Source organism: Agriterribacter humi, from assembly GCF_009192765.1.
GTDB classification, from domain to species: Bacteria; Bacteroidota; Bacteroidia; order Chitinophagales; family Chitinophagaceae; genus Agriterribacter; species Agriterribacter humi.
Genome location: NZ_VOHQ01000004.1, coordinates 174,301 through 197,585 on the forward strand (window position 1 = coordinate 174,301; position 23,285 = coordinate 197,585).

Below are 23,285 nucleotides of genomic sequence, written 5' to 3' on the forward strand. Positions count from 1 at the left end.
AAAACCAAATCACAAGAACCAAATGAAGGAGAAATCCGAAGACGGGAAATCCGAAATCCGTGGAAATACAAAGAATAAAATCACAAAAAACAAGAAACAAATAAATGCAGATGGTTCGTGCCTACCATGACAGGTAAAATCCGAGGGCGGGTATCCACACGTGCGAAACAAAATCCGAAGCGAAATGCCACCATAAATCACAAACCATAAATCACAAATATCCCTATCTCAGCAGCAACTCACAAGGTTTTAAGCCGGTATGTTTTTTGAAAGCAGTAGAAAAATGAGATATAGAGGAATAGCCCAGCATAAGTGAAACTTCGGTTACGCTTAATCCTTTTTCATATAAAAGGTATTTTGCGTGTTCCATACGCTGGCTCTGGTAAAAATCAAAAATAGTAGTCCCAAAAATTTCTTTAAATCCTTTTTTCAGGTAGCATTCATTAATTGCCACCTTGCGGCTCAGATCTTTAATGGTGATGGGCTCGCCAATATGCTCCAATAACACTTCCCTTGCTTTCAGGATTTTATCCCTGTCGGACTCATTGGCAAGAAACTTACAACTAAAGGTCTCTTCTTCCTTATTACCCAGCATGCATTCCAGGCTATACAACAACAGCATCTGGGTTTGCGCATTAATGTATATATTCTCGAAGCTTTCTGTATAAGTATTGCTTAAAAGGCTTTCCAATATCACTCTCACACGGCTGCAAAGCGGGAGGATCTTTGTAAAAGATGAAGGGTGCTTAAAACAAAGCACATCATTGGTAAAGCTGAAAGAACGGGGGTTTTTTACAAATTGCAATAAATGTTCAGGCAAAAATGTAAAATTCATTACATCAATAGTATCTTCTCTTTCTGAACAGGCTTTTGTTAGGCCGTTCCTACAATTAAGACACTCCTGTTCCTTACCCTTGCAATACACATTTCCACTCACACAAAACCGCATTTCAAGATAGCTTGCAGCGGGCTCATTTTTTTTATAATGGTATACCATCATGCCCATATCCTCGGCGTTCCATTGGGGAATGCGACTGTAGCGTTTTATGCTGTATTGCACTGCACCAGGGGTTTGGCGTTCCTTTTCATGCAATATATTCAATGCTTCCAGCATCACGGGATGCTTTTGTGCCAAATCTAATATATTGGGTGCCTGCAGCATAATAAGTTTGCAAATATACATTGATAAACAATTAAAAAAGCAGGAACAGCAGTAATGACTGCTTCATGACAAATGAAATACATCATATAAAAAAGCCAAGAGCAGCAGTTTACAGAACCTGTTGCGACTGTTTTTTTTATTGGTTTCAACTCCCCGGAACGGATCTCACGGGACGCTCAAAAAACAGAAAAATTACCCAAAATTCTCCCCGCCGGGCCATTAGTAAAAAAGGATATTAAAATTGCCTGTGCAGGCTAATATCAGTACCTTTGCACGAATATTTTTTTTGATCAGCAAAAGTGATTCAGAACGATTTATGAGCAATGAAACACAGGCTTTAGCCTCTCCTTCTCCTATAACCGGTTATGGTGCAGACAGTATCCAAATTCTTGAAGGTTTAGAAGCGGTTCGCAAACGTCCCGCTATGTATATCGGGGACATCAGCACTAAGGGTTTACATCACTTGGTATACGAGGTAGTAGATAATTCCATTGACGAAGCATTGGCGGGATATTGTAAAAACATTACCGTTACCATTCATGAAGATAATTCTATAAGTGTTGAAGATGATGGTAGGGGCATACCCACAGGTATGCATACCAAAGAGAAGCGCAGCGCGCTGGAAGTGGTAATGACCGTACTGCATGCCGGAGGAAAATTTGATAAGAATACTTATAAAGTTTCGGGAGGATTGCATGGTGTGGGTGTGAGTTGTGTAAATGCATTAAGTGCTACCCTGCATGCAACTGTATGGCGCGATGGGAAAATCTTTGAGCAGGAATATCATACAGGGATACCGCAATATCCTGTACGTGAAATAGGACCAACCGAAAAAACCGGTACCCTGATTCGTTTTTGGCCCGATCAGTCTATTTTTATCGTGTCCGTTTATAACAAGGATATTCTGGAAGCCCGCCTGAGAGAGCTCGCTTTTCTGAATAAAGGTTTGAACATTGTTCTTGATGACCTGCGTGAGAAAGATGATAACGGCATTACCTACAGCAAAAAGTTTTTCAGCGAAGGTGGTATTGCAGAATTTGTAGAAATGTTAGATAAAAATGGCAATCGCCAGCCACTGCTGCCTAAAGTTATTTACGGGGAAGCGCTTGAACCTGTAAGCAATGTATCGGTGGAAGTAGCCATGGTTTATAATACCGGCTACCAGGAGCATATTTTTAGTTATGTAAATAATATCAATACCATTGAAGGCGGCACACATGTGGCCGGTTTCCGCAGGTCCATTACAAGAGTATTTAAAGCTTATGGTGAAAAGCAGGGCATGTTTGAAAAGGCCAAAGTAGAAATTGAAGGAGACGATTTTCGGGAGGGGCTTAGCGCTGTTATTTCAGTAAAAGTGCCCGAACCGCAGTTTGAAGGACAAACCAAAACCAAATTAGGTAATAATGAGGTAATGGGTGTGGTGGATACTACCTTAAGCAGGGTATTGGAAAGCTACCTTGAAGAGAACCCCAAAGATGCCAAAATAATTATTTCCAAAGTAATACTGGCGGCACAGGCGCGTGCGGCAGCCAGAAAGGCGCGGGAGCTGGTTCAACGCAAAAGCGTGTTAACCGGCGGAGGATTGCCGGGTAAATTGGCCGACTGTTCCGACCGGGACCCTGAAAAATGTGAGCTTTTCTTAGTTGAGGGCGATTCTGCAGGCGGAACGGCCAAACAGGGCCGCGACAGGCGTTTCCAGGCTATTCTGCCCTTAAGAGGAAAAATACTGAACGTAGAGAAAGCAATGGAGCATAAGATTTATGATAATGAGGAAATTCGCAATATGTTTACGGCTTTGGGTGTAAAAATCGGCACGCCGGAAGATCCTAAGGCATTGGATATATCCAAACTCCGCTATCATAAGCTTATTATTATGACCGATGCCGATGTAGACGGTAGCCATATCGCTACCCTGATTCTTACTTTCATTTTCCGGTACATGAAAGAATTGGTGGAGCAGGGCTATGTATACCTTGCTATGCCGCCGCTCTATCTTGTAAAAAAAGGAAAAGAATCGGGTTATGCCTGGACGGAAGAGCAGCGTAAAGCATTGGTAGTAAAGATTGGAGCAGGAAAAGATGACAGTGTAAATGTGCAGCGCTATAAAGGCTTGGGAGAAATGAACGCTGAACAATTATGGCAAACCACTATGAATGCCGAAACCCGCACCCTTAAAAGGGTTACTATTGAAAGCGCGGCTGAGGCAGATCGCGTATTCAGTATGTTAATGGGCGATGAAGTAGCGCCAAGAAGAGAGTTTATTGAATCGCACGCCAAATATGCCAATCTCGACGTGTAAACAATTTTAGCATTGAGGATGGTGAAATATTCTTATCTTAGAATAATAATACTTGGCTATCCATAGAATAAATCATTACTTTACTAACCATCAAATGTAATTTTATGTCAGACGATGCAACTTTAACCGCATACAACGTAAAAACCAAAGAAAAGAACGTTCCCATCAAGGACGCAGTAATCACAAAAACTTCCAAAGGAGCTTATATGGCTCAGGGTCATGATGGAAAGGGAAATAAGCTTACCACATTGCTGGGTGAAGCTAAAGCCCTGGCTGCCATTAAAGCGGGTACAGCCAAACAAGGCTGGGAATAAATGATGATAACTTAGGTTAGCTACCAGTTTAGCGTTACCTATAGCATACCCCCTCCTTCAAAATGCAATGAAAACAAGATCATCCTGGAATTCAGTTTGTCTATAACATTGGAGTATTTGAGCGAGGGGTCTTTTGCATGAACGTTGCTCAGACCGCTGCTGATTTTGATTTCAGGGGATACAATAACATATTTATTGAAGAATTGAAAACCGATTCCGGCTTCTACGCCGAAGTCGGTTTTTTTAACTTTCAGCAGGTTCTCCGAGTTGGAAGTGCCGGAGTTGGATGCCAGGTCGTAATCAAATTTTATTCCTGCAAGCGTGTATACCCGGAAGTTGCCTATACGATCGCTTTTTAACCTCACCTGCAATGGCCAACTCATTACAATAGATTCTATTTTCTGCGTTTTTTCTAATACGCTTTCTCCCAGGTCGGGATATTTAAGATCATAACGAAATTTCTTTTCACTAAAAATAAGATTCAATGGGTAAAACCGGATATCCCAGCGTTTCGACAACTGCCAGTTGGCCATAATACCCAAATGTATCCGGCCGCTGTTCAATCCATTCACACCCTGTATGCTGTCCTGGTTTAAAAAAGAGGAAGCATGAGAAATATGATAGTGCGAAGTGTTATAGCCAAGCACTATACCAAAGTAGTACGGCTTTTCATCGTGATTGGGAAGATTAATGTTACCACGAAGCTGTGCAAAAGAAGGTGTAACAAAACCCGATGCAATAATAACCGCTACAATTATTTTACACCGCAATAAATACTGCAAATACCCAGGCTTAATTTTTTGCATGATGTGTTTCGGAATCCAACGTTATTTAAAATTTCCACAAAAGTCTTTCCCTCCGGGAATCCCTGCACCGACTTGTTAAGATACTGATAGGCCTTCCTGTTATTTGAAACAATTGAAGCCATCTGCGGCGCTACGATTCCCACGTACAAATTGTAAAGTTGTGCTATGCCTGTTATTTTAGGTTTTGAAAATTCTAATATTACCAATTTACCACCTGGTTTCAATACTCTTTTTATTTCTTCAAGGCCTTGCTCCAGATGTTCAAAATTCCGAACGCCAAAGGCTACAGTAACTGCATCAAACGAACCGGTGGGAAAGTTTATTGCTTCACTATCACCGCTTTGCAGGTCAATATACTGCTCCAGTCCTAACTTTAACACTTTCTCTTTACCTATCTCCAGCATCTTCTCCGATATATCAATACCGGTTATTTTATCGGGTTTAAGCAATTCATATGCCATGATGGCTATATCACCCGTTCCGGTGGCAACATCTAATATAATTTTAGGCTTTTCTTCTGCCAATTGCTTTAACGCTTTTTTACGCCAGCCAACGTCTATACCGGCAGAAAGAAACCGGTTCATAAAATCATAGCGGAACGCTATCCGGTTAAACATTTCAGCAACCTGCTGTTTTTTTGTTAAACCCGATTCTTTATAGGGAACTACGCTATCATGGTCAAATTTCGCCATCCGGGCAGCAAAAGTAAAACAATAATCCAGATGAATGCGGATTTATGCTGCAGGCGGCATTGAATTGAAGGCAATCTTAACGTGAATTTTGGATGTTCGGAAATGAAAATCGGTTTGTTATTGTTTCTGTTTCTGAATATTTGCCACATAGAGCATAGAAACATAGCTACACATCGTTTTTAATATAACCCTATGCTTTCCTATGATCCGATTACGCCTCTGTATTGAAGATCAGCATCAAAGTGGCAATCAATATCTTCTTCCGCTTACATATATATTATCCCTGATAAAAAAACGGTAGGGCAATAAAGCATCTTCGCCGGCATAATCCACTCCTATACGTGTGGTAGCAATAATATCTTTTTTCTTAAGTTCATAGCTATCATCTGCAATAAAAACAGTATCTTCTAAAAGGCTAACCCCGGTGTGCGAGACCATCAGCCCAAGGGCTTTGGATACATTTCCGGGGCCCGACGTTAAAGTACGATCCGGCTTTTTCTTTCCTGTTCTTTGCAGCATAGTCCCTATTCCCTCCATTGGTTCCACTGCTCTCACCAGCACTGCATGCGGCGTTTCTTTTATATTGGTAACTACGTTAAACAAATGGTGGATGCCATAACATAAATATACATATCCTTTACCTCCTTCGTCATACATTATTTCTGTACGCCGGGTTCGCCTGCCGTTCCATGCATGAGAAGCCCTGTCGGTAACACCCCGGTACGCCTCTGTTTCAACAATCCTTCCCGATGTTACCACGCCATCCCATTGTGTAACCAGCACTTTACCCAATAATTCCCTGGCAATGTTCACTACATCGGCACGGTTATAAAAATAATAATCCAGTTTCTTCATCTCCGGAAATTAAGCAAAAGAATTTCATTAAGTTTGATCATTGGGATCGCCCCATTTACTGAGGCAAGTTTACAAAAATCATTTAAACAGGATCATTTGCTTAAAGAGATTATAATAGCTGTTCAATCGTACTTTAAGGCACACCAGTTTATCCGTAAGCACAACCTGTGGAAATGGATCATTATTCCCGGGTTGATTTATGCTTTGCTGTTTGTGGTGAGCATGTATTTTTTTAGCAAAAGTGCTACCTATGTAATTGAACTGCTGAGTATTAAAACAGGTTTAAAAGTATGGGTAGATAAAATGCAAAGCAGCCTGCTGGGATTCTTCTTTGCATTGGGGGGCATAATGATATGGCTGATACTGATGATGCTGTATTTTTCGTGGTTCAAATACATGTGGCTGATCGTGGGATCGCCATTATTTGGATACCTGAGCGAAAAAACAGAATCAATTATTGAAGAAAGAGATTATCCTTTCAGCTTCCCACAGTTATTAAAAGATATTGCACGGGGTATACGGCTGGCTATGCGTAATGCATTATGGCAAACAGTATATACTTTTACACTGCTTATCATTTCTTTTGTGCCCATATTGGGCTGGATAACTCCATTAATCGTTTTACTGATAGAATGTTATTATTATGGATTTTCCATGCTGGATTATAGTTGTGAACGGCAAAAACTATCTCCCACACAAAGCATTGAATTTATAGGTAAGCACAAAGGACTCGCTATTGGAAACGGACTGATATTTTATTTGATGCATGGATTAATAGGAATTGGCTGGGTACTGGCACCCGCTTATGCGGTAATAGCAGCAACACTCAGCCTGTATCATCCTAAAGAAGGCGAATGAACCATTTCTGATTTGAAATTTTAGATTTCAAATTTCCATTGCGAGTCTATATCATTCGTTACAAAGAAGTTATCCGCCATTCCACATTTCAAATCTCAAATCAAAATCAAGGATTATGCCCGGTACGAACAACGGAACTGTTTATTTAATTCCTTCTGTAATTGATGATCGCGCACCCGCAACTATACCAGCATATATTGCAGATGCAGTTAAAGCGTGCAGTGTATTTTTTGTTGAAAATGAAAGAACCGCCCGGCGCTTTTTAAAAAGCATCTGGAAAGAAATGGTGATTGATGATTATGAATGGCATATTATTCATAAAGCAGAACAAACAGTACGATCCATTTTTACAGCAGCATTGAAAAACAATAAAACAGTGGGCATCATCAGTGAAGCGGGTTGCCCCGGCATTGCTGATCCCGGGCAAATTTTAGTGGCGGCCGCACAATCGGCCGGCGCATTGGTAAAACCATTGGTAGGTCCAAGTTCGATTATCCTGGCGCTTATGGCCAGCGGCATGAATGGACAACATTTCAGATTTGCAGGCTATTTGCCCATAGACAATGCCGCAAGAGCGAAAGCAGTAAAAGCTGTCGAAAACGAAGCAATTACAAAGCATTGCACGCAAATATTCATTGAAACCCCATACAGGAACAATCAATTGCTCGACACGCTGCTCAAAACCTGCAACCCGCTTACAAGCTTATGCATAGCCGCCTCCCTTACTTCTCCTGAAGAATATATTAAAACAAGAAGCATTGCAGAATGGAAAAAAGATAAACCCGATCTGCATAAAAAACCGGCGATCTTTATTCTGGGCGAAAATTGAGTAAGGAGGGAATTAGCGTACAATATTACCATTCCGGGGGTCTTTCATCGCTACAATACTATCCACCACGTATTTACTAAATCCCCGCCACGGAATGGCTCCTTTGTATTCCTTGTAATACAGGTCGAATACCATACCAGAGTTAGCCATTAATGTTTTTGCTACCTTTTCATTTGTCACAGAAAATTCAAAGTCGTACGACTGTATAGTATTCGGGGAAAGGGAACGGATACCAGACTGGATAAGCTTTCCTTCGTAGGTTTTAAAAACATATCCTTTTTTTACACAATAATTCAACTCTCCCGATTTTACCCCCTCGCCCAAAACAAAATAATAGCGTACATAAATAAATATGGCAAGTGCAACTACAACAAGCAGCAAAAAAATACGAAAGAATTTTTTCATATATGGTGTTTGAAACAACAATTTAATAAATGTAGCTGGAATACTGTTGCATAGGTATAATATAAAATTCACTTTCCGTCCATTCCCATAGCCCGGCTATAATAGTTAACTTCGCTGATCTTTTAAAACAAAAATGTATGAATATAGGAATAGTTTGCTACCCTACTTTTGGGGGAAGCGGTGTATTGGCTACCGAACTGGGCATGGCGCTGGCCGACAAAGATCACAATGTTCATTTTATTACCTACCGGCAACCGGTACGACTTACAGGGTTTCGCGCCAATATGTTTTACCACGAAGTAAGGGTTCCGACTTATCCTTTGTTTGATTACCCTCCTTATGAATCAGCATTAGCGAGTACCCTGGTTGATGTGGTAAAAAACAACAAACTCGATCTCCTGCATGTACATTATGCCATTCCGCATGCCTCTGCTGCCTACATGGCCAAACAGATCCTTCAAAAAGAGAATAAATATGTTCCTGTTATAACCACATTGCATGGTACGGATATTACCCTGGTAGGCCGCGATAAAACCTATGCCCCTGTTGTGGCCTTTTCCATCAATCAGAGCGATGCCATAACGGCCGTATCGGAAAACCTGAAAGAAGAAACCTACCGTACCTTTAAGATTGAAAAGGACATAGAGGTGATTTACAACTTTGTGGATGTACAGCGCTTCAGTAAAAAGCCTATTGATGCTTTTCGTAAAGTAATAGCACCCAATAATGAACGTATTATATTGCATGCTTCTAATTTCAGGAAGATAAAACGTATAGACGATGTTATTCAAATATTCAAAAAACTCAATGATGTTATCCCATCTAAGTTATTACTGGTAGGCGACGGACCGGAAAGGCCTATGGCGGAAGCTTTATGCAGGGAATTGAATTTGTGCGATGAAATACGCTTTGTAGGCAAGCAACAGGACATGGAAGAGATTTTTGCCATAGCCGACCTGTTTTTACTCCCCTCGGAATATGAAAGTTTTGGCTTATCGGCGCTGGAAGCTATGGCTGGCGGGGCGCCTGTTGTGTCTACCAATGTTGGCGGTTTACCCGAAATTATAACGCCGGGCGAAAACGGTTTTATGGCCAATATTGGAGATACCGGTCAAATGGCACAGTATGCCATAGATATTTTAAAAGATGAAAATACTTTTAAACGGTTTAAGGCCAACGCAAGAAGACAGGCCGAAAACTTTGATATCACCCGTATTGTACCCCAATATGAACATTTGTATGAAAGGCTGTATGAAGGATTTTGTAAAGGACAGCATAAAGAAAATAATGTACCCGAAGTGCAGAAGTGAAACTACAGCATGCACCTCAAAGGGGAGACTTAAAGAAAGCACATGACCATTATTGATACACATTGCCACTTGTATGTAAAGGAATTTGAAAATGATATTGCACAGGTGATTGAAAATGCGCAACAAGAAGCTGTTCGGCAATTTTATCTTCCCAATATAGACAGCGCTTCCATTGAAGATATGCTGCAGTTAGAGGCAAAATATCCCGGCATTTGTATACCCATGATGGGACTGCATCCCTGCTCCGTTAATGCAGATTATAAAGAACAATTACAAATAGTAGAAAACTGGCTGCAAAAAAGACGTTTTGCGGCCATAGGTGAAATAGGACTTGATTTTTACTGGGACCGGACTTTTGAAACACAACAGTATGAAGCTTTCCGGCGGCAAACAGCGCTGGCGCTGCAATACCAGTTACCCATTGTAATACATACAAGAGATGCGATGCAGCAATGCATAGACGTAGTTTCGGAATATGCAGGCAGCGGGTTGAAAGGAATTTTTCATTGTTTTGGCGGCAGCATACAGGAAGCTGAAAAAATAATAGCCCTCGGCTTTTACCTGGGCATAGGCGGTGTACTGACATATAAAAAATCGGGGTTGCCGGCCGTACTGGAGCATATAAGTCTTGATCATATGGTACTGGAAACAGACTCGCCTTATCTTGCTCCCGTGCCCAAACGCGGCAAAAGGAATGAAAGCGCTTACCTGAAATACATTATAGCGGCTTTGGCCGAAATCAAACACACTTCTCCGGAAGAAGTTGCACAGATCACCACCGCAAATGCTACATTCGTTTTTCAAAATAAGGGTTAGATATGTCCATTGCTTCTTCACCCGGCGCAAAACTATTTATCATTTATACCGGAGGCACTATTGGGATGGCCTTCGATGACGCCACAGGAACACTTGTGCCCATGGGTTTCCGTGAAATAAAATACCATATACCGGAGCTTGCCAAACTGGGTTATGAATTTGACATGCATGCTTTTAATCCACCGATGGATTCCTCCAATATGTCGCCTGAAATATGGATAGAACTGGCGAACATCATTTATACCCATTATGCGAACTATGACGGGTTTATTATATTACATGGTTCCGATACGATGGCTTTTACCGCATCGGCGCTAAGCTTCATGCTCGAAAACCTCGCTAAACCTGTTATACTTACCGGCTCACAGTTACCCATAGGCGAAATACGTACCGATGCCAAAGAGAATATTATTACCACTATGGAAATTGCCGCCGCCAAAAAAAACGGCAAGGCCCGGGTTCCTGAAGTTTGCATCTACTTCGACTATGATTTATTCCGGGGAAACCGCACCAAAAAATACAATACAGAAACATTTGAAGCCTTTAACTCGTTCAATTATCCTTCGTTAGCTGAAGCAGGTATAGATATTAAATATAATGATCAATTTATATTGGATTACCCCCGTGAACCTTTTCAGATCAATACCCGGTTAAATGTCAATATAGCTGTGCTCAAAATGTTCCCTGGCATTACACCCCATGCTGTAAACGCAGTTTTACAAACACCGCAACTCAAGGCTGTTATCCTTGAAACCTTTGGCAATGGGAATACGATTACAGCACCCTGGTTTATTGATTGCCTGAAAAAAACCATTGATGAAGGCATTATTGTGTTAGACAGGACACAATGTGATGGCGGATCGGTGGAGCTGGGGCGATATGAAACCAGCGCTTACCTAAAGGATGCAGGGGTAATTAGTGGCCATGATATGACTTTTGAAGCGGCTGTTACCAAATTAATGTACCTGCTGGCACAGGGATACCCGGTGGAAAAAGTTAAACAATTGCTTGAAATTTCTTTAAAAGGCGAACTCACTGAAAAATAAATAAAGCCACCCGCCTGCACTAAGGCTAATAATACTATTTTTGCAGTCCTTCAAAAAAAGGAGAGGTGTCCGAGTGGTTGAAGGAGCACGCCTGGAAAGTGTGTATATGGGAAACTGTATCGCGGGTTCGAATCCCGCCCTCTCCGCAAGCCAGTAAATGACCCCGCATTAGCGGGGCATTTTTGTTTTCAGGAGCGTGCAAAGCTTGTTTTGCAAAGTGAGTGGAAACAAAAATGGAAGTGAGCGGAGCGAACGGTCATTTACCGGCTTAAGCCCGCCCGCCGCAGGCGTTAGGGATCACTGAAAGAAATCCCGCCCTCTCCGCAATTCTATTTTTTAGAACACCACAAGCACGAGCTATATTGTAGTTCGTTCCATTTAGCGGTTCTTACACAAACACCCTGAATTTCATCATTAGTGTCCGGTAAAAATACTTGATTGATAAATTAAAAGGAGGCGAGTAGCCTCCTTTTTCGGTATTTTTAAGTTACCACACAAAAAAACAGCCGATGAGTAAAGGTACTTTTTTTACCGGACAGCCAATCTTCAATCAGGTACTGACAGCAATGATTTCAAATCAACTCTTCCGTTCATTACTTTTTGAACTTTCTAAAATATAATTTGCACGTGTAAATATATGCTCTATATTTGTAGAGTAAACTAAAACCAAATAGAGCAAGTTATGATGACTAAGGGAGAAGAAGAGTTAATGAAATATTTATGGAGACTGGAGAAGTGTTTTTTCAAAGATCTGAAAGATCAGTATCCCGATCCTAAACCGGCTACCACAACCATTAATACCCTGCTGAAGAGACTGATTGATAAAGGTATTGTCAATTACCGCTTATATGGCAATAGCCGTGAATACTATCCTCTGGTAAGCAGGAATCAGTACTTTTCCAGGCAGATCGGCGGTTTGATAAAAAATCATTTCAATAATTCCGTGGAACAATTCGGAAGTTTCTTTACCAAAGAAATTGAGATCAGCGAGAATGACCTGAAGAAATTGAGGGATATCGTAGACAAACAGTTAAAGACTAAATCCAATGATTGAGTATCTCATAAAATCAACGCTTTGTTTGCTGTTCCTATACCTGGTTTACGTTATAATGTTCAGGCGCTCCAGGAACTATCATATTAACCGGGTAGTATTGCTGTTTTCAGTGATCTTTCCCCTGCTGGCACCACTGTTTAAGATTACACCGGCAGAAATTCCGGTAGCAGATATCCAACAGGTTGAAGTTCTTTATAAAATTGCCTCTTATCAGCACTATGTTCAGACTTCTGTCCCTGCAAAAACACTAGCTACAGAGAATTCAACCGACCTTTGGCGAATCGTTCTGATTGCTTATTCAATTATATGCTTTGTATTCCTGATAAGGTTTGCAACGAATATTTCAATCCTGTCGATAAAAGCCCGTAAATCGGATAAAACGGACCATAATGGAACCAAACTCACGCTGATCGATGAAAATATCGACCCATTCACTTTTATGGGTTATATATTTATCAATCGTACGTACTATGAGAGACATGTGAATGAAGAAATGATCGTTCACGAGATCGCACACAAAAAACAATTTCATTCAGCAGATATCGTGTTAGTCGAATTCATCCAGGTGTTTTTCTGGTTTAATCCCTTTATTCATCTTTTTAAGAAACTAATCCGGGCCAATCATGAATTTCTGGCTGATGATTATGTTATAAGATCAGGCATCAGGCAAAACGACTATTCTTTAAAACTTCTCAACCATACCGTAAAAAGCAGGCAGCCTCTGGCGTTTGCAAGCGGATTTAACCATTTATTAATTAATCAAAGACTCACTATGTTATCAAAATTCAACCAGAAAAGACGTCCGGCATACCAACTGGCACTCTTTATTCCGCTTATCATGGTATTATTCTTCACAACTGCTTTCAAAACCACAGCAGCAAAAACTCTGGGTTCATTCTATGCCGAACGCTTGGTATGGTCGGCAGAAACAAAACAGGTCTGGATATACGGCGAAAAAATGATCGTAAAGTTCGGTTCGAACGACTTTACCGGCTCGGGTAGGTTTTCAGGATTCGGACAGGTAAACCTGTTGGTAGTTGATGGTAAGAAAGCAGTGCTTGATTCGTCAATTCTGGTTTCAGGCAAAAAATGTGAGGTCATAATTTTAACAAAAGACGAAGCCGCACAGAAATATGGCGCAGATGGCAGATTAGGCGTTATTGAAATTAATACCTCCAGATAGACGCCGGTCTTAAGATAATCATCTTCTAATTAATTTTTACGATGAGTACATTAATAAACAGACCCATAAGGGTTTCTATTGCCCTTATTTTTTCAGGTGCCGTTACAATAGCCGGCGCCCAGCCAAAGAACAGCGAATCGATTGATGCGGCAGTTAAAAGCTTTATGGCAGAGAAGAAAATACCGGGCTTCGCAATGGGTATTGTTAAAAAAAGATCCATAATATGGTCAAAAGCATACGGGCAGGCAAATATTGAAGATAAAACCCCAATGAGTGTAGATGGCATCATGAATATCGGATCCATATCCAAAACCTTCACTACAGTTGCTGCCATGCAGTTTTGGGAAAAAGGGATGCTTGATCTTAATGCCGATATTAACAAATATCTGGATTTTGAAGTAAGGAACCCCAAATACCCGGATAAGCCGATAACAGTTTTCCAGGTCTTAACGCATACCTCCTCTATTCAGGACGGAAAAGCGTATAGCCATAGTTACTCCTGCGGTGATCCGACTATTGCCTTGCACGACTGGATACTTGAGAACCTGACGCCGAAGGGAAAATTTTACGATAACGGAAGCAACTTTGGAGAGTGGGCTCCAGGGTCCGGGCAACGCAGGTATTCCAACGTTTCTTTTGGACTTCTTGGCCTCATCATCGAACGGATTGCCAGACAACCGTTTAACCAATACTGCAGGGAACATATTTTCAAGCCTCTCAGTATGAAAAATACGGGCTGGATGCTTAACGAGGTGAATACTCAAAACCATATTATTCCCTACGCCTACGTAACGGAAAAGAACCGTAACAGTTTAATGGAAAGAAAGCAGCTTTATCCCAAGGGTGGAGAATTCCTGCCCGGAACATTTGTCCCGGCCTGCCTCTATAGCTTTCCAAATTACCCTGACGGGCTCGTTCGCACCAGCGTAAAAGAATTGTCTAATTACCTTATTGCAATGATGAATGGGGGCAAATTCAAAGGAAAAAGGATACTGAAGAAAGAAACGGTGAGTAAAATGCTGTCTCTTCAAACCGTAAACTATAAATTTCAGGGATTGACCTGGCATATTTATGAATGGGATGTTCCGGGGAATAGTGAAATACTATGGGGCCATACTGGCGGCGATCCGGGTATTATAACTTATCTTTTTTTCAATCCGGTTTCCAAACTTGGTATCATTACTTTTCAGAATGCATCCACAGACGGCACATCAGGACTTTTTGAAAAATTATATCCCCTGGCGGTTTTGCAACTAAAGATTAAGCGACAGAATAATTGACTCATTCATAATAATCAAGGAGATAGCAACAATAATTAGGTCATTTTCTGACTGTTATTTCCTGGATTACAGTCAGAATTTTACTAAGGTGTTCTAATAGAGACCCATTCACCTCGCCTCCGCCCACCGAAGTTTTAACGAAGACGGGGCTTTTTATTTCATTATATCTTATTTCAATTTTATTAGTCGTGGGCTACGGCGGACAAAGTCCGCTGAAGGTGTTCAATTGTAATCCCGCAGGCCGGTAAATACCCTCGCAATATAGAAGACCAATTGATGAAATTAACAGGTATTCAGAATAATACATGGTAATTTTATAATACCAGCAATAATATTTCATGGCATTTCCGCTGCGTTGCACCCTCGTACTATTGATAATCCAGATAAAAATCAAACAACAATGAACGAACAAAACAACATCTCCCTTTTTCCGAAAGGAGATAAATTATCCGGCGAGTGGTTTAGCGGAGACGCTTTTTTAAAACCCTTATTGATAAAAGATAAAAACAATGAATTTGCTTTGGGAAGTGTAACTTTCGAAGCAGCTGCAAGAACGCATTGGCATACACATCCAAAGGGCCAGGTTTTGATCCTAACAGAAGGTGAAGGTTTTTAACAGGAGAAAGGGAACCCTGCACAACGGATTAAGAAAGGCGATGTGGTGAACATTCCTGAAAATGTAGAGCATTGGCACGGAGCTACTGCAAACACTAAGATGGTACACATTGCTATTACCAATTACAATGGCGAAGAGAATGTAACGTGGCTGAAAGCTGTAACAGATGAAAAATACAACGAGGTGAATAAAAAATAAAAGCATCCATGATGAAACAGGTATAATTACTGCAATGGATACTATTGTGTTAAGGATAGCTATAAATCCGATGGGGCACAAAATAATACAGATACAAATGCAACTTTGTAGAAAATTTTCGCAGAAAAAGTCAGCATCAATCAGGCTTCAGCCAACTCCCGTATATCCCCAATCTCTAAAATATTTTTACCATATCCTTTCGTCACCGCATGAATCATGGCCTTGCCTACCTGTTCCATGGTAAGTACTCTTTTCGGCGACAGCACCCTCATGATCTTTACAATCCATTTGTATACCGTCTTCCAGTTTTTCTGATCAGGGAACGGCAGCATAGCACCCGGACGAAAATTGTATTCCGCCTTAAATGGCAATGCTGCCAGGTCGTTTTCCGTTTTGCCTTTTACCCGCGCCCACATCAGCCTGCCCTTTTCTGTGCTGTCGGTATGGCTGCCCGATACATAGGTAAACACCATATTGCTGTTCACTTTCAGTAGGCTTTTGGCAAAGGCCAGCGTAGTATCGTAGGTAATATGCCTGAACTTATCTTCCTTCATGCCTACAGAGCTGATGCCCGCGCAAAAGAAACAGGCATCATAGCCTGACACCTGTTCATCATGTTTATCCACTTGAAAAAAATCAGGCAGGATCAATTCTTTGAGCTTAGGATGCTGCAATTCGTAATGCCTGCGGTTTACGATCAGCACTTCGACCACTTCGGCATTCTGAAGACATTCAAATAAAACGCCTTCACCTACCATACCTGTTGCCCCGGTAATGATTACTTTGATACCTGCCATTGTTTTGTATTTATAAATAAAGATCGGCAGAAAAAGCAAACGAAGCTTTGTTAATCAGACCGGCTCAATATTTCTGCAGGGATTTCATCCAATGAAAGCAGCAAAAAAACACAATGCCTTCGGCAAAATCTATTTCCCGGAAATTTTAATCTCGTGAATAATCTTCTCCATATGTCTCCCGATCGTTTGTTTATCAGCCGCTGTATTTGCGAACTCTAATGCGGTAGTATAATGCTGCAGTGCAGTAGCATTGTCAATATCAGTATATAAATTACCCAGCAATGAAAAATAAAACGGATTGCTGTTGAGCTGCAGCTTCTCTGCTTCCTTTATACCCGCTGCTTTACCACGGGCTTTGGCAAGCGCAAACGTGCGGTTGAGCGCTGCTATGGGCGAATATTCAATTTGCAGCAACTGGTTGTACAGTTGCAGTATTTCTTCCCATTTGGCAGGTGTATCTTCCTTATGGGTATGCCAGTAAGCAATGCCGGCTTCCAGGTGGTAGCGCGATATGTAACTGCCACGCGAAGCCAGGTTGAGGTGTTCAATTCCTTTTTCAACCAGCGACCGGTCCCACAAGGTTTCGTCCTGGTCTTCGTATAAAACCGCTTCGCCGGTGCCGGTTATTCGCGCATCTAATCTTGAGGCGTGAAAACACATTAAGGCATACAAAGCATTCACCGCCGGCTTGTTGGTCACATCATTTTCTATCAGCAGCAGGGTAAGGCGCATGGCTTCATTGCAAAGATCCCGCCGCACAATAAGGTCGTGCGATTTAGAATAATGTCCCTCCGAAAACAATAAATACAACGTTGTAAGCACCTGTTCCAGCCGGTCGCTGATAGCGGTTAGCCCTGGATGTTGTATCCGGATGTTGTGTTCCCGTAGCTTTTCTTTTGCCCGGCTGATGCGTTTGTACACCACTTCTTTACTGGTGAGGTAGGCATCGGCAATTTCCTGCACACCAAACCCACACAGCAGGTGCAGTGCAAGTGAGGTCTGTGCATCGGCAGGTATACACGGATCACATACCGTAAACATCATGGCAAGCTGGCTATCGTTTATATTCTTAGGCGACAAATCAATTTCTATTTCCTGGGTGGTGACGCTGTTGTGCTTTAGCTCCGCAGCAATTTTTTTATTGAACAGCGAATGCCGTTTGAGGTAATTCTGGGTTTTGTTTTTTGCCACCGTGTACAGCCATGCTTTAGGATTGCCGGGTATTTCTTTCAGCGACCAGGTTTCCATAGCCGTTAAAAAAGTATCGCTCACAATATCCTCGGCAACTGCTATATTTTCTATACCAAACTTATAACAGAGTACCGACACAAGGTTGCCGTACTCTGTTCTGAATAAGCCGGGTAATAGTTCCTGTTCAGGTTTCATCATTGTACCGCTAAAATACAAACACCGGATGCAACACTACGGCCTGCATTTTGTTTGCTGAATAAAAAAACAGAACCCACAAGTGTGCGACGCAACGGAAGATTCATAGTAGCAATGCGGCCTGGTACATAAAAAATAAAGGACATTAAATGTTGCTGCCGGTGATAAATAATAAAATTGAATATTGCAAACGCAATAACAGTTTGGAACGCTTTATCTACTGCACCGGCGGAGCCAGCGCCATACGCACTTCTACAGTGGCACCCCATTGCAGTACGGGACAGCCCTTAGCGATTTCCACCGCTTCATCGTAACTTTCGGCGCGGATAAAAAACAATCCGCCCAGCGATTCCTTGATCTCCGCATACGGACCCTCGGTTACCGAATGTTGTTTTACCACCCTGCCATCGCCATCCCAGCGTTTGGGTGGCGCTACCAATTTGTTTTGAGCAGCAATGCCGCCAATCCAATCCTGGAAAGGCTTGATGGCTGCCTGCATTTGCTCAGGCGAGGGACTTGCATTTTTGCTTTTCATATCCCTGTGAATGGCTATTAAAAATTCGTTCATAATATTTGAATTAAAATGGTGATAAATGATTCTTAAAGCAATATCAGCATAAGACGCTAATTAAATCTGTTTCTAATTTTTTATTGGTGACCCATTCAGCCAATCGCTAAAACGATCAGTACCGGTGTAAGCGTCTTGTTCAGGTAATAGGGTACGCTCCTGCAATAAGGCGCCGAAATAACGGGCGCCACCATCCGCTATTACCTTGCGTGTATCACGGTTGTGCTGCAGGTATGCATGCACCAACTCGTCCAGTTGAAAGGTTTCCGGTCCGGCAATTTCCACCGTTTTATTTTGCGGTGCGCCGGTTGCAATATCCGCTACTGCTGTTGCCACATCTTCCGAAGAAATGGGTTGTATCAGCGCTGTTGACAAATGTATACCATCGGCTTTGGTGCCCGACTGCGCTATGCCACCTGCAAATTCAAAGAACTGCGTGGAATGCACAAGGGTATACGGTATGCCGGAAGCCTGTATCAGTTCTTCCTGTACCTGCTTGGCGCGAAAGTACCCACTTTCCTGCAGACGTTGTGTCCCCACCACCGATAGCGCCACATGATGCTGCACGCCGGCCTTTGCTTCGGCAGCCAAAAGGTTTTGCCCCGACACGCGAAAGAACTCCATTACCGCATTGTCTTCAAACGAAGGCGAATTGGCCACGTCTATCGCCACCTGAGCCCCTGCCAGCGCCTCGGCCAAGCCTTCGCCTGTAATGGTGTTGATGCCTGCCGATGGTGACGCGGCGATCACCGCGTGTCCTTTTGTGGTAAGCCTTTTTACCAGCTTCGACCCGATCAGCCCGCTGCCGCCAATTACTACTATTTTCATATTGCTTGCTTTTTTACGTAAGTTGTTTGTGTGTGAAAGGGTTTTTTCTGTACCTTTTTCCGTAAAAAAGTACAGTAAATTTAACCAAATTGCCCCACCCTGTACGTACCCACTCCATGCGGAAAGGAAATGTTCAGCCGGTTCCAGGTATTGATGGTAGTAACCGCCATCGTCAGGTCTATCAATTCCTCTTCGGAAAAATGTGGTGATACTTCATCATACACTGTGTCCGGCACTTTGCTCGCCGTAACTGCTTCCGCCCAAAGCAGTGCTGCCCTTTCCCTGTCGCTGTAGTAAGGCGATTCCTGCCATACACTCAGCCCATACAGCCGTTGTTCCGTTTCGCCTATAGCGCGGGCATCCTTCCAGTGCATATCCAAACAGTAGGCGCAACCGTTGATCTGCGAAACCCTGACCTCTATCAACAGTTGCAGCGGTTTTTCTATACGGCTGTTTTTTACATAATTGCCCATTGCAAACAGTGGTTTCAGGGCTTCCTGTCCCTTTACAAAAAAATTCGTTCTCTTTTCCATTGTATTAATCATTATAATGCGTTTAAAGCAGAATGACAAACAACCTGCAGCAATTGGACAAAAAAGAGAAAATATTTTTAAAAAAATTTGGGGCTGTGAGCCGGATATCGTTGTTCGGCCACAAAACCGGCTGTGCGCTGCTACTCCGCCACAAAGCCGGGCGACGGCTTCAGCGGGGTATTCGCTCCCATCCGGCAGCCCTTGGGGCGTAAAATAGGGATGAGCTGACTGTTACGAAAGTTCCGCATTGCCTTATAATGAACTGGCAGTATAGTGGAATTATTCCACATGTAAGTTATATACAAACCGGGGAAATTATTATTCATAAAAGCAACAATGATGAAACCACAGTTGAGGTTAAGCAGGAAAGTCAGACACTTTGGTTATCGTTTATGGCTCAATTAGCCGGTAAGGATTCCGATACTATTGAGTTACACATTAAAAACATGAATGCGAGGATGAATTAGATGAAAAGTCAAATACCGTGGTTTTCACCGGTCCTGACGTTGAGATGTTTAATGAACTAAATAGTACATACAACAACGCATGCCCCATCTTGTCTCTATAAACATACGAAACTCCCGCAGAAGTCCGTTAAAAAAATGTTGAGTGCTGTAGAAACAACGCTCGCAGACCGGTAGAAGGCCAACATGAGAAAACTTGATCTACCTAAAAATTTAGCAACCTGTTGGTTAACGATGAAAGGAACTATTTTATTTTAGGTTCCCGCACCGGCGAAGCGCACAATTCATGCGCATACGCTATTTTCCATTCATTGTTTATTTTGTTAAAAAGCAAGCTCCTGTACAGGGTATTGTTTTTTAGCTGTTTCTTTTCCCGCCGCTGACCATTTGTACGTCCTGCTGTTGCAGAAGAATAAAAAGACATCGCAGGCAATAGTGTTAATCCGCAAAAAGGAGATAGGAATGTTTGCTGGATACCTATTATTACTATATTTTATTTATTACTATATTTTATTGTTAATGGGTTAGGTTTAAAGGAAACAGCAAGCGGAATTACTCATTTTTTCAGTAAACAATGGGAACAAAACAGCCCTGGTGCCGAAAATTTCTATTTGTAAGGCAAGTAATGTAAAAGCACAGCAGGGGTCGAACACACGGCCTTTGTACGGCTCCATCATCTCAGCCAATAATTCAACAACACTTCTTGGCGTATAGAACTGTCCGCCCTTCTTTCCTTCGGCCAGTGCAAACTCACCGAGAATATACTCAAACACGTGACCGAGCACATCGGCGCTCCTTGCTTTGGCAGTGCCGAGCGCTATATTGCTTACCAGGTCTATCAATCCACCGAGACTAACAGGATCGAGATTTTGCCGGGCAAATACTTTGGGCAATACGCCTTTTAATGATGCATTGTCTCTTTCAATAGCATCCATCGCTTCATCTACATCTTTACCCACTTCGGGCAGCTTTGCGCGGCTTTGCAGGTATTTCCATCTTGCAGAAGGAGGCACAAAGAATATATTCTCCGCTTTGTATTCGTCCCGGTCTTCGGGGTCTGCGCCTTTATATTCGCCTTTGCCTGCAGCCAGCTTTGCATACATTTCTTCAAAGGAGTCGCTGATGTATTTGAGAAAGATCAAACCAAGCACAAATATGCTTGTATTCGGCCGCGTCAATATTTTTACGCATTTTATCCGCCGCTTTCCAGAGTTGCTTTTCCAATGGTTCTTCTTTTGCTGTTTTTTCTTTGGCCATACTTATTGTTTCATTATCGCGTAAAATTCAATACCACCGTACTCATTTCAGGCTTAATGCGCATAATGGCATCACCACCAGGATTTAAAAAATTTCCTTTGGATGCTTTAACCCGGTAATCCATTTCTTGAAACCGGCAGTTTATGGTATGCGGAGCTATTTTTGTAAAAGGCAGGGATGCTGTATCGCCGGCCGAAAGATCCAAAAACCAGTCAACCGTTTTGCTTCCTTCTACTTTTATCTGCATTTGCTTTTCATCCACATCCATTACCAGTGTTCCGTTCGCAGATTTCAATGGCCATTCAATATGGAGCTTGCCCGGAACATCATCGTTTATAGTTGGAGTGCCGCCTTCCATCGGTATTTCTTTGCCATTGGAAACCATTCTGAACCGCAGCGCCGCGGGTTGCTCAGCACTGCTCCAGCGATAGCCGTCAACAAAAGGAAGTGTAAAAAAAGAACATTCGTTAGATGTGGCCCTGTTCTCTGTATACACGGAAGGAAAATTTTCATTGAAAATATGAATATCGCGGAAACGCAGGTTGTTGTTTTCCCACAATAAATTGAAACGGTAAAAGCGGCTGTTGAACCACACCGTTTTTTTATCGCTTCCGTTCAGATCATTATTTACCGTAACAGATGTTGCCGGCGTAACCGCATATTTTTTACGAAACCATTCGCCGGATGCCGCCAGTGTTTCTACTTTTACTTTTTGCTCATCCCGCAAACGGGCGATCAATGGCATTTGTATTTCAAAACCCTTCGACATGGCGTTCCATGTAAAAGAATTTTCCTGCCCTGCCTGCACATAAGCATATTCCATACATTGTCCCTCTACAAATTCTTTAAAATACCAATGCACCCAGGCAGAATCGCCGCCACCAAATTTATATACGGGCTCCAGCGTTACCACGCCTTGTCCGTTGCTACCACTTCCTTTATCATCGTATTGCCGTATAGGGTCGCTCCCCAGCATCCGGAAAATAGGAACGGGCGTTTGGTTCTTTTCGGTTTGCGCAGGCATATAAGCATTTATTTTACTGGGGTAATAGGCCTGGTTCCAGTAGCCGCCCCATAAGGTATATCCATCCGTGCCCAACTGGTCTTTACAATTGGTAGAAGCGACAATTTTATATTTCTCGTACAAATAATTCAGCGTGTGCGCATCTATAAACCAGGAGCCTACAGACTTTGGGTAATAGCCGAATATTTTTTTAAAATCCTGCATATATACATCTACGAGCTTCTCCCGCTCTTTGGGCGTATAGCCGGTAGAAAACCCCACATCCGCATGCCAGTCCCAGGGATAACGACCTCTCCATTGTAACCCGGATTTTTCTACCAGCGGCTGTGGAATTTCCCACCAGGCGCCTATTTCAAAAGAAGAAGGAGGAAGATTTTTCAGCAATTGCTGGTAACGCGCATCCATCAGCGCGTCGTACTGCAATAAAAAAGTGCCGGGCAAATGATACTGCTGCATGATCTGCACCTGTTTTACCACGGTTTGATACAGTACATCTTCTGTTATCTGTGCATCCCTTGGTTCGAGTAACCGGATGAAATTGATGATGTTTACAATTTTGGGATGTTGCTCCTGGTTTGCCGCATTTTGCGAATGGCTTTTATAACCGGCAAAACAAAGCAGCAGCAATATTGAAATGAAGCTCCGGGAAAAAAGATTGATTGAAATCATAGGGTTCAAATATACTGATTAAGACCCTGAATGATA

Annotated in this window: 27 protein-coding genes and 1 tRNA gene; 14 read left to right on the forward strand and 14 right to left on the reverse strand. The window is 42.3% G+C overall.

The features are described from left to right. Positions 1–223 precede the first annotated feature (223 nt). Positions 224–1,183, reverse strand: a complete 960-nt coding sequence (locus FRX45_RS09385; RefSeq protein ID WP_226805152.1) for a helix-turn-helix domain-containing protein — start codon at positions 1,181–1,183, stop codon at positions 224–226. Between the two features lie 295 nt (positions 1,184–1,478). Between FRX45_RS09385 and gyrB the strand changes: the two genes are divergently transcribed. Beyond that, positions 1,479–3,461: a DNA topoisomerase (ATP-hydrolyzing) subunit B gene (gene gyrB / locus FRX45_RS09390; RefSeq protein ID WP_152268160.1), complete on the forward strand. Its 1,983-nt coding sequence runs from the start codon at positions 1,479–1,481 to the stop codon at positions 3,459–3,461. Positions 3,462–3,565: 104 nt separating this feature from the next. Continuing rightward, positions 3,566–3,775: a hypothetical protein gene (locus tag FRX45_RS09395; protein WP_152268161.1), complete on the forward strand. Its 210-nt coding sequence runs from the start codon at positions 3,566–3,568 to the stop codon at positions 3,773–3,775. Between the two features lie 38 nt (positions 3,776–3,813). Here the strand turns inward: FRX45_RS09395 and porT are convergent, their stop codons facing one another. From porT to FRX45_RS09410, 3 genes are all read right to left on the reverse strand, one after another. Next, positions 3,814–4,557, reverse strand: a complete 744-nt coding sequence (gene porT / locus FRX45_RS09400) for a type IX secretion/gliding motility protein PorT/SprT (RefSeq protein ID WP_226805154.1) — start codon at positions 4,555–4,557, stop codon at positions 3,814–3,816. Then, positions 4,530–5,273 (reverse strand): bifunctional demethylmenaquinone methyltransferase/2-methoxy-6-polyprenyl-1,4-benzoquinol methylase UbiE, encoded by a 744-nt coding sequence (gene ubiE, locus FRX45_RS09405; RefSeq protein ID WP_152268163.1) that lies wholly within the window; start codon positions 5,271–5,273, stop codon positions 4,530–4,532. Before ubiE ends, porT begins: the two co-directional genes overlap by 28 nt. A gap of 249 nt (positions 5,274–5,522) precedes the next feature. Next, the gene (locus FRX45_RS09410) at positions 5,523–6,128 is read right to left on the reverse strand and encodes a DNA-3-methyladenine glycosylase (protein ID WP_152268164.1); all 606 of its coding nucleotides are present in this window, start codon (positions 6,126–6,128) and stop codon (positions 5,523–5,525) included. 96 nt (positions 6,129–6,224) lie between these two features. On the opposite strand from FRX45_RS09410, the gene FRX45_RS09415 reads away from it, so the two are divergent. Further along, positions 6,225–6,986, forward strand: a complete 762-nt coding sequence (locus tag FRX45_RS09415) for an EI24 domain-containing protein (protein ID WP_152268165.1) — start codon at positions 6,225–6,227, stop codon at positions 6,984–6,986. Between the two features lie 115 nt (positions 6,987–7,101). Continuing rightward, positions 7,102–7,815 (forward strand): SAM-dependent methyltransferase, encoded by a 714-nt coding sequence (locus tag FRX45_RS09420; protein WP_152268166.1) that lies wholly within the window; start codon positions 7,102–7,104, stop codon positions 7,813–7,815. A gap of 12 nt (positions 7,816–7,827) precedes the next feature. Here FRX45_RS09420 and FRX45_RS09425 read toward each other — a convergent pair whose 3' ends face one another. Then, positions 7,828–8,220: a hypothetical protein gene (locus FRX45_RS09425; protein ID WP_152268167.1), complete on the reverse strand. Its 393-nt coding sequence runs from the start codon at positions 8,218–8,220 to the stop codon at positions 7,828–7,830. Positions 8,221–8,357: 137 nt separating this feature from the next. On the opposite strand from FRX45_RS09425, the gene bshA reads away from it, so the two are divergent. The 9 genes from bshA (at position 8,358) to FRX45_RS23515 (ending at position 15,723) form a co-directional block, all read left to right on the forward strand. Next, on the forward strand, positions 8,358–9,530 hold the full coding sequence (gene bshA, locus FRX45_RS09430; protein ID WP_152268168.1) for an N-acetyl-alpha-D-glucosaminyl L-malate synthase BshA: 1,173 nt from the start codon (positions 8,358–8,360) through the stop codon (positions 9,528–9,530). A 42-nt stretch (positions 9,531–9,572) separates the two neighbouring features. Beyond that, complete coding sequence (locus FRX45_RS09435) at positions 9,573–10,346, forward strand: TatD family hydrolase (RefSeq protein WP_152268169.1); 774 nt, start codon at positions 9,573–9,575, stop codon at positions 10,344–10,346. Between the two features lie 2 nt (positions 10,347–10,348). Further along, positions 10,349–11,392, forward strand: coding sequence for an asparaginase (locus FRX45_RS09440; protein WP_152268170.1), 1,044 nt, complete (start codon positions 10,349–10,351; stop codon positions 11,390–11,392). A gap of 59 nt (positions 11,393–11,451) precedes the next feature. Further along, positions 11,452–11,538: transfer RNA gene (locus FRX45_RS09445), tRNA-Ser, on the forward strand. Positions 11,539–12,074: 536 nt separating this feature from the next. Further along, positions 12,075–12,446: a BlaI/MecI/CopY family transcriptional regulator gene (locus tag FRX45_RS09450; RefSeq protein WP_152268171.1), complete on the forward strand. Its 372-nt coding sequence runs from the start codon at positions 12,075–12,077 to the stop codon at positions 12,444–12,446. Then, on the forward strand, positions 12,439–13,629 hold the full coding sequence (locus tag FRX45_RS09455; protein ID WP_152268172.1) for a M56 family metallopeptidase: 1,191 nt from the start codon (positions 12,439–12,441) through the stop codon (positions 13,627–13,629). Before FRX45_RS09450 ends, FRX45_RS09455 begins: the two co-directional genes overlap by 8 nt. A gap of 41 nt (positions 13,630–13,670) precedes the next feature. Continuing rightward, positions 13,671–14,909, forward strand: a complete 1,239-nt coding sequence (locus FRX45_RS09460) for a serine hydrolase domain-containing protein (protein ID WP_152268173.1) — start codon at positions 13,671–13,673, stop codon at positions 14,907–14,909. Between the two features lie 400 nt (positions 14,910–15,309). Then, the gene (locus FRX45_RS23510; RefSeq protein WP_226805156.1) at positions 15,310–15,525 is read left to right on the forward strand and encodes a hypothetical protein; all 216 of its coding nucleotides are present in this window, start codon (positions 15,310–15,312) and stop codon (positions 15,523–15,525) included. A 42-nt stretch (positions 15,526–15,567) separates the two neighbouring features. Further along, the gene (locus FRX45_RS23515) at positions 15,568–15,723 is read left to right on the forward strand and encodes a hypothetical protein (RefSeq protein WP_317163101.1); all 156 of its coding nucleotides are present in this window, start codon (positions 15,568–15,570) and stop codon (positions 15,721–15,723) included. A gap of 140 nt (positions 15,724–15,863) precedes the next feature. Here the strand turns inward: FRX45_RS23515 and FRX45_RS09470 are convergent, their stop codons facing one another. The 5 genes from FRX45_RS09470 to FRX45_RS09490 form a co-directional block, all read right to left on the reverse strand. Next, the gene (locus FRX45_RS09470) at positions 15,864–16,520 is read right to left on the reverse strand and encodes an NAD-dependent epimerase/dehydratase family protein (RefSeq protein ID WP_226805163.1); all 657 of its coding nucleotides are present in this window, start codon (positions 16,518–16,520) and stop codon (positions 15,864–15,866) included. A gap of 129 nt (positions 16,521–16,649) precedes the next feature. Further along, positions 16,650–17,909: an RNA polymerase sigma factor gene (locus FRX45_RS09475; RefSeq protein ID WP_226805165.1), complete on the reverse strand. Its 1,260-nt coding sequence runs from the start codon at positions 17,907–17,909 to the stop codon at positions 16,650–16,652. A 214-nt stretch (positions 17,910–18,123) separates the two neighbouring features. Further along, positions 18,124–18,474: a YciI family protein gene (locus FRX45_RS09480; protein WP_152268174.1), complete on the reverse strand. Its 351-nt coding sequence runs from the start codon at positions 18,472–18,474 to the stop codon at positions 18,124–18,126. 72 nt (positions 18,475–18,546) lie between these two features. Next, positions 18,547–19,302: an SDR family oxidoreductase gene (locus FRX45_RS09485; protein ID WP_152268175.1), complete on the reverse strand. Its 756-nt coding sequence runs from the start codon at positions 19,300–19,302 to the stop codon at positions 18,547–18,549. A gap of 80 nt (positions 19,303–19,382) precedes the next feature. After that, complete coding sequence (locus FRX45_RS09490) at positions 19,383–19,835, reverse strand: carboxymuconolactone decarboxylase family protein (protein WP_152268331.1); 453 nt, start codon at positions 19,833–19,835, stop codon at positions 19,383–19,385. A gap of 257 nt (positions 19,836–20,092) precedes the next feature. On the opposite strand from FRX45_RS09490, the gene FRX45_RS09495 reads away from it, so the two are divergent. Continuing rightward, positions 20,093–20,302 carry a hypothetical protein gene (locus FRX45_RS09495; RefSeq protein WP_152268176.1) on the forward strand — a complete coding sequence of 70 codons (210 nt, stop codon included), beginning with the start codon at positions 20,093–20,095 and terminating at the stop codon, positions 20,300–20,302. Positions 20,303–20,543: 241 nt separating this feature from the next. On the opposite strand, the gene FRX45_RS09500 is transcribed toward FRX45_RS09495, so the two are convergent. The 4 genes from FRX45_RS09500 to FRX45_RS09510 form a co-directional block, all read right to left on the reverse strand. After that, a complete protein-coding gene (locus FRX45_RS09500) occupies positions 20,544–20,723 on the reverse strand; it encodes a hypothetical protein (RefSeq protein WP_152268177.1) in 180 nt (59 codons plus the stop codon). A 106-nt stretch (positions 20,724–20,829) separates the two neighbouring features. Then, positions 20,830–21,441, reverse strand: coding sequence for an N-6 DNA methylase (locus tag FRX45_RS23700; protein WP_262884203.1), 612 nt, complete (start codon positions 21,439–21,441; stop codon positions 20,830–20,832). Beyond that, positions 21,407–21,556 (reverse strand): type I restriction-modification system subunit M N-terminal domain-containing protein, encoded by a 150-nt coding sequence (locus tag FRX45_RS23705; protein WP_262884204.1) that lies wholly within the window; start codon positions 21,554–21,556, stop codon positions 21,407–21,409. Before FRX45_RS23705 ends, FRX45_RS23700 begins: the two co-directional genes overlap by 35 nt. A gap of 13 nt (positions 21,557–21,569) precedes the next feature. Beyond that, on the reverse strand, positions 21,570–23,249 hold the full coding sequence (locus FRX45_RS09510) for a hypothetical protein (protein WP_152268178.1): 1,680 nt from the start codon (positions 23,247–23,249) through the stop codon (positions 21,570–21,572). Positions 23,250–23,285: the final 36 nt, after the last annotated feature.

Coding starts and splice junctions, on each gene's coding strand:
- FRX45_RS09385 (WP_226805152.1), bottom strand. CDS start 1,183: ATGTATATTTGCAAACTTATTATGCTGCAGGCACCCAATATATTAGAT.
- gyrB (WP_152268160.1), top strand. CDS start 1,479: ATGAGCAATGAAACACAGGCTTTAGCCTCTCCTTCTCCTATAACCGGT.
- FRX45_RS09395 (WP_152268161.1), top strand. CDS start 3,566: ATGTCAGACGATGCAACTTTAACCGCATACAACGTAAAAACCAAAGAA.
- ubiE (WP_152268163.1), bottom strand. CDS start 5,273: ATGGCGAAATTTGACCATGATAGCGTAGTTCCCTATAAAGAATCGGGT.
- FRX45_RS09410 (WP_152268164.1), bottom strand. CDS start 6,128: ATGAAGAAACTGGATTATTATTTTTATAACCGTGCCGATGTAGTGAAC.
- FRX45_RS09420 (WP_152268166.1), top strand. CDS start 7,102: ATGCCCGGTACGAACAACGGAACTGTTTATTTAATTCCTTCTGTAATT.
- FRX45_RS09425 (WP_152268167.1), bottom strand. CDS start 8,220: ATGAAAAAATTCTTTCGTATTTTTTTGCTGCTTGTTGTAGTTGCACTT.
- bshA (WP_152268168.1), top strand. CDS start 8,358: ATGAATATAGGAATAGTTTGCTACCCTACTTTTGGGGGAAGCGGTGTA.
- FRX45_RS09435 (WP_152268169.1), top strand. CDS start 9,573: ATGACCATTATTGATACACATTGCCACTTGTATGTAAAGGAATTTGAA.
- FRX45_RS09440 (WP_152268170.1), top strand. CDS start 10,349: ATGTCCATTGCTTCTTCACCCGGCGCAAAACTATTTATCATTTATACC.
- FRX45_RS09450 (WP_152268171.1), top strand. CDS start 12,075: ATGATGACTAAGGGAGAAGAAGAGTTAATGAAATATTTATGGAGACTG.
- FRX45_RS09455 (WP_152268172.1), top strand. CDS start 12,439: ATGATTGAGTATCTCATAAAATCAACGCTTTGTTTGCTGTTCCTATAC.
- FRX45_RS09460 (WP_152268173.1), top strand. CDS start 13,671: ATGAGTACATTAATAAACAGACCCATAAGGGTTTCTATTGCCCTTATT.
- FRX45_RS23510 (WP_226805156.1), top strand. CDS start 15,310: ATGAACGAACAAAACAACATCTCCCTTTTTCCGAAAGGAGATAAATTA.
- FRX45_RS09470 (WP_226805163.1), bottom strand. CDS start 16,520: ATGGCAGGTATCAAAGTAATCATTACCGGGGCAACAGGTATGGTAGGT.
- FRX45_RS09475 (WP_226805165.1), bottom strand. CDS start 17,909: ATGATGAAACCTGAACAGGAACTATTACCCGGCTTATTCAGAACAGAG.
- FRX45_RS09480 (WP_152268174.1), bottom strand. CDS start 18,474: ATGAACGAATTTTTAATAGCCATTCACAGGGATATGAAAAGCAAAAAT.
- FRX45_RS09485 (WP_152268175.1), bottom strand. CDS start 19,302: ATGAAAATAGTAGTAATTGGCGGCAGCGGGCTGATCGGGTCGAAGCTG.
- FRX45_RS09490 (WP_152268331.1), bottom strand. CDS start 19,835: ATGGAAAAGAGAACGAATTTTTTTGTAAAGGGACAGGAAGCCCTGAAA.
- FRX45_RS09495 (WP_152268176.1), top strand. CDS start 20,093: ATGAACTGGCAGTATAGTGGAATTATTCCACATGTAAGTTATATACAA.
- FRX45_RS09500 (WP_152268177.1), bottom strand. CDS start 20,723: ATGTCTTTTTATTCTTCTGCAACAGCAGGACGTACAAATGGTCAGCGG.
- FRX45_RS23705 (WP_262884204.1), bottom strand. CDS start 21,556: ATGGCCAAAGAAAAAACAGCAAAAGAAGAACCATTGGAAAAGCAACTC.
- FRX45_RS09510 (WP_152268178.1), bottom strand. CDS start 23,249: ATGATTTCAATCAATCTTTTTTCCCGGAGCTTCATTTCAATATTGCTG.